1 protein-coding gene is annotated in these 262 nt (G+C 71.4%); it reads left to right on the top strand.

Translation table 11 applies throughout. The annotated features are described in order from the left end of the window. A partial coding sequence (locus tag ACT89H_RS29525; protein ID WP_445111947.1) for an AMP-binding enzyme occupies positions 1–262 on the top strand: 262 nt, incomplete at both ends.

Below are 262 nucleotides of genomic sequence, written 5' to 3'. Positions count from 1 at the left end.
GCCGACGAGCGGGCCGGGGACCGGTTGATCGGCTATGTCGTGGCCGACCCCGGGGCGAGCCTGGACCCGTCGGTGCTGCGCACGCAGGTCTCGGAATTCCTGACCGGGTACATGGTCCCGGACGCGGTGATGGTGCTGGAGGCGTTGCCGCTGACCGCGAACGGCAAACTGGACCGTAAGGCGCTGCCCGCCCCACAGGTCGTGTCCGCGGCGGTGTTCCGGGCGCCGAGTTCCCCGGTGGAACAGGCGGTGGCCGAGGTGT

This window comes from Nocardia aegles (genome assembly GCF_052545135.1).
The sequence above is the reverse complement of the archived record's forward strand: the minus strand, read 5'-3'. Positions and strand labels throughout refer to the sequence as shown.